General features: G+C 55.7%; 5 protein-coding genes. 1 reads left to right on the top strand and 4 read right to left on the bottom strand.

Going from position 1 to position 8,396, the window contains the following annotated elements; genetic code table 11:
• Positions 1-42: 42 nt before the first annotated feature.
• Positions 43-2,799, top strand: coding sequence for an EAL domain-containing protein (locus tag GGE33_RS26830; protein ID WP_183830426.1), 2,757 nt, complete (start codon positions 43-45; stop codon positions 2,797-2,799).
• A gap of 552 nt (positions 2,800-3,351) precedes the next feature.
• Here GGE33_RS26830 and tnpC read toward each other — a convergent pair.
• The 4 genes from tnpC to GGE33_RS26810 all read right to left on the bottom strand — a co-directional run bounded on the left by tnpC (position 3,352) and on the right by GGE33_RS26810 (position 7,279).
• Complete coding sequence (gene tnpC, locus GGE33_RS26825) at positions 3,352-5,007, bottom strand: IS66 family transposase (protein WP_183830423.1); 1,656 nt, start codon at positions 5,005-5,007, stop codon at positions 3,352-3,354.
• A 45-nt stretch (positions 5,008-5,052) separates the two neighbouring features.
• Positions 5,053-5,418, bottom strand: a complete 366-nt coding sequence (gene tnpB / locus GGE33_RS26820) for an IS66 family insertion sequence element accessory protein TnpB (protein WP_425486667.1) — start codon at positions 5,416-5,418, stop codon at positions 5,053-5,055.
• Entirely contained in the window at positions 5,397-5,807 is a 411-nt protein-coding gene (gene tnpA, locus GGE33_RS26815) for an IS66-like element accessory protein TnpA (RefSeq protein ID WP_183830420.1), read from the bottom strand. Before tnpA ends, tnpB begins: the two co-directional genes overlap by 22 nt.
• 182 nt (positions 5,808-5,989) lie before the next feature.
• Entirely contained in the window at positions 5,990-7,279 is a 1,290-nt protein-coding gene (locus GGE33_RS26810; protein WP_183830417.1) for a pilus assembly protein TadG-related protein, read from the bottom strand.
• Between the last annotated feature and the right edge of the window lie 1,117 nt (positions 7,280-8,396).

Genomic DNA, 8,396 nt, shown 5'->3' with positions numbered 1-8,396 from the left:
CGGGAAAAATTAAAGTATATTGCTGGGGTCTAGGGTGTTGCGATGAGTTTTTTCGGAAAGGTAAGAGTATCACTCGTCGTTCGAGCCGCGTTGATTTCTCTCATGTGCGCCGTGCCTCTTTCGCCGGCGATCAAGCCATTTACCACGTACTTGGACGACGTTGTCTCAAGCCTCCGCTTCAAAGGGTTGCAGCGCCCCGCAAGCGGTAACGTTGTCTTTGTAGCAATCGATAAGAAGAGCCTCGATGCTATAGGTGTCTGGCCCTGGCCGCGTGGAATCCACGCCGAAATATTAGAGCGCCTGGCAGCCGCCGGGGCGCGGGATGTCTTTCTGGATATTGATTTCAGCAATGCATCGTCTCTGACTGAAGATAATAAGCTTGGTCAAGCTCTCCTCACTACCGGTGGGGCTACAGTGCTACCCATCTTCAAACAGCACGAAAGCGCTGTTGCGGGATCGCCCACTAGCGTTACAAGGCCAATTTCCTCGTTTGCCTCTAATGCTTGGCTTGCTTTCGCTAACGTCGAGCTCGCCGAAGGTGGGCTGATAAAGACGTTTAAAATGGCCGACGAGTTGGACGGCAGCCTTACGCAATCCGTGCCTGCCGTCCTGGCACAGGTAGAGGATACAACCGGTACCTACCTCATAGATTATTCTATAGACCCGTCGACCGTACCGACTTTTTCTGCCTCCGACCTGATATCTGGAACGCTCGCGCCAAGCGTCTTTGCCGACAAGACGGTTGTCGTTGGCGCCTACGCCACGGAATTGAAGGACGTATACCCCGTACCGTTGTACGGCCCTGTGGCTGGACCTCTGATTCACATTCTGGCGACCGAGACAATATTGCATCACCGATTGGCATCGGAGGTCGATCAGACAATTCCGGAATTGTTGATTGCAGCAATGCTCATAGGATTAGCGATCGGGTGTCGGTTATATCGTCCGAGCTTTTTTGTGGCGGCGGCATTCACCCTGATCTCAGCCATGGAAACCGTTGCATTCATTATCCAGTCCAACGACGCCTATGTCATCCGAACGGGAAACAGTTGGATACTTCTAGGCGTATCTCTTTTGCTGGCCCTCAGCGAGAGAAGCAATTTCAGCCTCCTACGAGGCCGGATCGCAGTTGCCGATTACCGAACGTCGAAGAATACTCTTCGTTCAATAATAGCGAACAGCGAAGACGTAGTACTTATTTTTGATCAAAACCTGGTCATTCTCGATCGAAGCGCGTCTGCCGATGCGATCTATTCAGAGGATGATGACGAGCACAAAAGCGCGGTTCCTGTGAGTATGAAGCGGCATGTTGAGGACACCGTCTCAAGCTTCAAGGCCGCCGGCAAACCGGTCCATTCCGTTTCCGTTGAACTTGGGATGAAACGTGGCGACCTTGAGGCTACATACGATGCATCGATTACGGTTTCGCGCTCAGAACGAGTTGCTGAGAGCGGTGAGCAACACGTCGGATTTGTAGGCAGCATTATTGCCAGAAACGTAACCGCCCGGCGGAGATACGAAGCAGAACTTCTGCGAATCTCCCAGTATGATGACTTGACTGGCCTGGTCACCCGTAGAGAATTCATCGACCGCCTCCAGTCCATGGGGGCACCTCAGCTGGTCGTTGCTATTGGACTGCATCGATTTGAGCAGCTCAGCGCTACTATGGGGCGCCCCGCTTGCGACCAGCTCTTGCGAGCAGTGGCCACAAGATTGCTAAGCGTCGTTCACGTATCGATTTTGAGCCGCTTAGATAGTGACAGCTTCGTCCTGGCTTTGCCCCTGCCGACCACTGGCTTCGATCACATTCAAGCGGAAGCAACTCTCAGACTGTTCGCGGATCCATTTGAAACGGATGGCTCGGAAATTTACGTCGAAGCCCGCCTTGGGGTCAGCGTTTTTGATGACAGCACGTTTCCGGCCCCATCTGCCCTGGAACAAGCAGAAAGTGCTCTAATTGATGCTAGGGCTAACTCTGCTTCGAACTGGATGCTTTACGATGAGAGGCGCGCGCAGGATCAGCTACGAGCACGAAAGCTCGAACACGCGATGCGCGCAAGTCTAGAGCGAGAAGAATTTTTTCTTGCGTATCAGCCGCAGGTCGATCTCGCCACCGGTCAGATTGTCGGGGCAGAAGCCCTGATGCGCTGGAGACACCCCGAATTCGGACTGGTATCTCCCGGCGAGTTCATCCCGGTGGCTGAAAGCAGCGGTGTCATATGCGATCTAGGCATATGGGCGCTTCAAGGCGCCTGTAGAGCTGCGAGCTCCTGGCCGCCCACCACGACCGTGGCTGTCAACGTCTCACCCATTCAGTTCGCAAAGACGGATCTCGTCGCCGAGGTAAAGAACGCTCTGGCGAAAAGCGGGCTGACAGCGGACCGCCTCCACCTGGAAATTACCGAATCGGCATTTTTAGATGGCACGGAGCGTTTGCTGGACGTGATCACGCAGCTAAGGAGGCTTGGCGTCAGGATAGCTCTTGATGACTTCGGCACCGGTTATTCATCCCTGAGCTACATGGCTGGCTTTCCTCTGGATAAACTGAAGATAGACCAATCATTTGTGCGCCGGCTAACCGCCGATCATCATTCTCTTCTCATCGTAAAAGCCGTAGTTTCTCTCGCCCAAGGTCTCGGGCTAAGGCTCGTCGCCGAAGGTATCGAAACTGAAGAAGAGCGACAGATCCTGGCAGAATTGCGTTGTGAGGAAGGACAAGGCTATCTGTTCGGCAAGCCTCAAAGCGCGGAGTCGATTGCGCAGCAACTGGCGATGGCGGACACCACTAAGGCCGCCTAGCCGGCAACAAGAAGGCCAAACGACGGTTTGCCCGGATGAAGGCGTGCTGGCTTTCGCCATTGATTTTGACGATACGCTGCAAGCCTTCTCGCTGACGGGCAATACGGCATAAATGAGGCTGGAGGATCGTGGCCACCAGGCGATCAGCCTGAATGCGGTCGATGCGCGCCGCCTGCGAATAACGTCGTGCAGTGGGTGCACCGCCTCTTCGCCAATTCTAGCGGTGGAGCGACGGGACGTATCATGGTGTCTGCGAAAGGCAGGTCGATAGTAAACATCCGGCGAAGGCCGCCCTCTTGGTCACTGATTTCTCTGTGACCAAACTACTTATCGACGAATGGAGACGACGGGCAAAATGCGATATGCATACGCTAGAAGAACGGTTTTCTGCTCGTGATGAGAGGTGCGCAATGATCTACAGGACTGGCTCCATTGCCACTATCTGCCCGCGATGCGGCAAACCCGCCCTACAATCTCCAAGCAAAGGGATTTGGTGCGCTCACTGCAAAAACGGATCAGTAAGGTAGAGCGGCGACACGTGACGGTCAGAGATCACGCCGCTTGAGCGTTGACGGTCGGCGGTATCCAGTTCCACGGAAGCAGTTGCTCCAGTCTAGTAATCGGCGTGTCCGCGATGCGGGCAAGAACGTCGGCAAGCCACGCCTGCGGATCGATGTTGTTGAGTTTTGCCGTCATGATCAATGTGGCTACGAAGGCGGCACGGTCAGCGCCACGATCTGATCCGGCGAAGAGCCAGGACTTCCTGCCTAGTGCGAAGCCTCGCAGAGCTCGCTCTGCCGCATTGTTCGTCAGGCAAATTCTGCCATCCGCCAGGAATGACGTGAAGCCATCCCAGCGCTTGAGCATGTAATCGATCGCCTCGGCGACCGGGGAACTGCGTGAGAGCTTTGCCCGCTCGGTTTGAAGCCAGGCCTGCAGATCATCAACGAGCGGCAGGCTTTCCTTGCGGCGACGCTCCAGGCGTTGATCGGCGTCAAGCCCGTTGATCTCCCGCTCGATATCAAACAGGCCGTCGATCCGTTTGATGGCTTCGAGCGCCATAGGCGAGATCGGCGCGGCGTTCTTTCCACGCTTGGCGTTTGCGGCAATGTCGGCGAGCACGAAGAACTTGCGCCGCGAGTGTGCCCAACAGAGTGCCTGGGTCAGCGGTTCGGGATCGCGATCAATTTTGAACAGCGGATTGTAGCCGCCATAGGCGTCCGCCTGCAGAATGCCGGTGAAGGTCTTCAAGTGGCGCTCTGGATGCTCCTGCCGTCGATCTCGCGAGGCATAGTAAAGGGCCGCCGGCGGGGAGAGGCTTCCGAACGGTCGATCGTCCCGGACATAGGTCCAGATGCGGCCCGTATCAGTCTTTCCCTTGGCCAGGATCGGCACGGTGGTGTCGTCACCATGCAGACGTTCGGAGCCAAGGACATGCGCCTCGATCAGGGAGTGAATGGGCTTCAACGCCGCGGCACATGCTCCAACCTGATCGGCCAGCGTCGATAAGCTGAGGTCGACACCTTCGCGGGCATAGCGCTCGCTCTGGCGGTTGAGCGGCTGGTGCTGGGCGAACTTCTCAAACAGGATCATCGCCAGCAAGTGTGGCCCGGCAAAGCCGCGGGGTGTTACATGGAAGGGTGCGGGTGGCTGTGTGATCTTCTCACACTCGCGGCAGGTGAACTTCTCTCGCACCGTCTGGATGACCTTCCATTGACGCGGGATGACCTCCAGGGTCTCGGTGACATCCTCACCGAGCTTCGACAGTTTGGCCGATCCACAACAGGCGCAATTGGCGGGAGCGGCGATGACGACGCGCTCGCGCGGCAGGTGTTCGGGAAAGGGCTTGCGTGACGGACGCTTGCGCTCGAAGGCTTTGACGGCTGAAGCTTTGGCAGCGATCTCCGCCGCCAGTTCATCCTCACCGGCGTCCGCTTCCAATTCCTCGAGTTGCAGTTCCATCTGCTCCAGGAGCCGCGCCTTGCGCTCGGACCGGCTGCCGTAGAGTTCACGGCGAACTTTGTCGATCTCCAGCTTCAGCCGTGCGATTAGCGCCTCGGAATGCGATACAAGTGCCTTTGCGCTGGCGGCTTCGGCCTTGGCGGTCGCCGCTTCTGCTTCGGCTGCGACACGTCGAGCGCGTTCCTGGGCCAGCAGTGCAAGGGCACTGGCAAGGTCGTCCGGAAGCTCTTCGGTCGCATTGCTCATGACAGGATGGAATCATATTCGACCCCGTCATTCCAGTGTTTTTGCTTATCCGGCCGACGTTGGCCGCCACGTCTTTTGCGGCATCCGCCAGTCGATACCTTCCAGCAGGTAACCGAGCTGCGCGGGCGTGATCACTACCGTGCCATCGGCCGCTGGTGGCCAGATGAAACGACCACGCTCCAGCTTCTTCGTAAACAGACAGGCTCCCTGGCCATCATGCCAGATCACCTTGATCAGGCCGCCGCCTCGGCCGCGGAATACGAACAGGTGACCGCACATCGGGTCGCGCTTCAGCGCCTCCTGCACCATCAACGACAAACCGGGGAAACCTTTGCGCATATCGGTGCGGCCCGTCGCCAGCCAGACCTTCACGCCACTCGGAACCGGGATCATCGTAGCCCCAGCACGCAATCGAGAATCCGGCCAAGCGCTTCCGTATCGATGTCGCTATCCACGCGGACGCGTCGGCCCCGACCAAGTTCGATTGTTACATCACTGCGCTTCCGACGAGGATGGGATGTCGCAGGCGGTTCCGATTGGACGGCAGGCACGGCCGGAACCGTTTCGGCCACTATCACCGGCACCAAGGTGGTTGCCGTCTCGGTGCTCTGCTCTTCGACTCGGCAGAGCTCCTTGCGCCAACGGAACAACTGGCTGACATGGATACCTGCCGCGCGAGCAATCTCAGAGATAACCGCACCTGGCTCAAAGCAGGCCGCAACGAGGCGCTCTTTGTCTTCGGGTGACCAGCGCCGACGGCGCTCTACGGACGTGATCACCTCAATTGGATGCTTCGTCATATGACTACTCCTAGCGTTACCACTAGGACTGGCAGTCAGCAGGCCGTCATCGCAAGACGGCCTTCACCGTGCGCTTACGGTCGATATTTCACAAACGAGTTTACTCGCGTGGCCGACCAGTGCCCGGATCATTGTCTCGAGTTTGATCATCGCTGGTTTAGCAAGCGGCTTCTTTCACGCGTTCAACCGGTGAGTCGGGGCGAAGAAACGATCTTTAGAAAAAGAGCATTCATTGCTTCGGAAATGCCCTGCGATGGGCTGACCTCAAAGAAGTAACCGGAAGTGGCGCACTCCGCCATCTTGGTCGAAATTTCATTTTGAAATGGCTTGATCCATGAGTTGTACCAGCTGTTTGTCGGCAATGGCAAATAGGTCGTGTACAAGACCGCGATCTTGTATCCCTTCTGCTTAAGCGCAGTGCAGGCTTTTATGTCGATCGGCTCCTGGCAACGGCTTCCAGTGAGCATTTTTGTACAGCCAGTAAGCTTTTTGCTATCACCAACACCGTCCGATACGAAGAACAAGATCTTTTCCGGGCTCGCCGCACTCAGGCCAGTGCCCGGTGACCCCATCTTCTCACCAATGCTCTTGAACGAAAGATCGAAGTCAGTCTGCTGGTCGTTGTTGTAACCCTGATACGGAATGGACATTAGATCTATAAGTGACGCCTTACCTTTGGCAGCGGCGAGATCGTCGGTGAGGGATGTCACCTCCAGTAGCTTTGTGTCCTCGGCCTTCTGTCCAAATGTGTAGACAGCCATGCGGAATTGGTTGGGGCTGGTTCGTGTTGAAATCGCCGTGTCCATGAGCGCTGCTGTTGCTTTGGCTACGACGTTGATCCGGATCGTAACGCCGAGCTTCTTTGCGAGATTGTAGTAACTAGCACTGTCCTCCTTGCCATTATTGACGATGTGGCATGCGAATGCGCATTTGTCCGATGTGTTAGCAACCATTTTGTTGATGTCGGCTGTTGTGGCGCCGACACCCATAGATGGCGTGTTGTCCAAAAGGAGGTAGAAGTCCCGAAACGTCTGCGTCTGAAACACAGCGGAAGCCTGACCCGCGATTGTTATTTCCTGCTGGCCAAGGACTCGCATCAACGTGGTTGGAATTGTCGCTGAGTAGTTGAATACCGCAGTCAGTTCGTTGTCGTTCCGGACGACTGATGCGGAGCTACTCTGAAGCTGATAGCCGGCGGCGGAAATTTGCGAGTCGAAAACTTTTTTTGCATCTTCGATGCCGGCCTGCACGCTGCCGTTGCTCGTCATCAACATTGCTTTGACCGCGCCGGGTGATCTCTCGGCGATAGCGCCCAATGCTGCCGCGTCAGCCGCTGCCTGAAGTGTAGCCTTTGCCGTCATCGCATTTGTCAGATCGATAGCGAGGCCCGCCGCACCGATAAGCGGAACCATAAGCAGTGCACTTATGATGCCGAAATTTCCTGAACGATCACAAATGAATTTCTGCAACATGTACGCCCCCGAAAGTCCCGGCATCTCGGGGCAGAGGCGTGAAATGTTTGATAACACTGGCGTCAACGCAGCCTTCGAAAAGCAAAAAATCAACAGGAGGGTAAACGATGTGGTCCCAAACATAATTAAGTCGCTGTTGCTGATCAATTGGTGCCTGCCTCCGTCGCACAGCTGCTGCCTCTGACACACCATCGCTCTCTCACCACCACGAACAAAACCGCGTATTGAAATCAGCGTCGCAAATACCGACCTTCAGCGTGACCCTGGAGGCTCGAATGTTTTACGTTCTCATTGCGCTTTGCGTTGTTGTCGCAACGCTTTTTTCACACGGCACCACGCGATCAAGACCCGCCTTTTCGAGAAAAAGATCGAAAAGGTCATCTCGAGGAAGCTTGCGGCCAGCGACTATGTCCTGGATTTGTCACGGCTCAGGGAAGAGAATGCCGTTATGCGAAATCTTTTGATGGATCTGGTTGAAAACGAAGCCGCGTTACCTATCTCGCAACCAAATGCCTCCAAGGAGGACTCCTGCGGTCGAGAAATACAAAGGTCCAAAGATACCGGGAGATCCTGGCGGAGAGCTTACACCTTCTTGAAGCCGGCCGCGACCACTGGACCAAGGCCCCTTCAAATTCATCTCAGCCCGCGAGATCCGAGAAGTCGTAGGATACGGCGTTCCAGCCATCAGATCTAACTTATACTTTTCGGACCGAAGTGAGACACCGGTCGTTGCGGCCCCGCAAATCGATCGCTGGCTAAGCCCTCGCCATCCATTTCGACACATGAGCTAGTGACTGGTTGATGACCTGGTGCATATCAAGGTACTGATAGGTCCCACATCTACCGATGAAAAACATCTGATCATCAGCTGCAGCTCTCGCAGCGTACCGCTCATATAGCCCTTGGTAAATCAGATCCCGATCTTTGATCGGATAGTCGCGCTCAAGTTATTGTCACGATAGCAGCATGGCTCTTCGATTGTTCGCAGCACGTTCGAAGTTTCGTGCACTCGATGCCCGGGGTGTAGTGGCCCCCTAAACCCCCGGACACGATCTCCCACTTGTTAAGTGTTAGGAGTAATGTGCCCATTATGACCAGTCACATACCTAAGATAGAA

The organism is Aliirhizobium cellulosilyticum (assembly GCF_014198105.1).
Classification (GTDB): domain Bacteria; phylum Pseudomonadota; class Alphaproteobacteria; order Rhizobiales; family Rhizobiaceae; genus Neorhizobium; species Neorhizobium cellulosilyticum.
The sequence above is the reverse complement of the archived record's forward strand: the minus strand, read 5'-3'. Positions and strand labels throughout refer to the sequence as shown.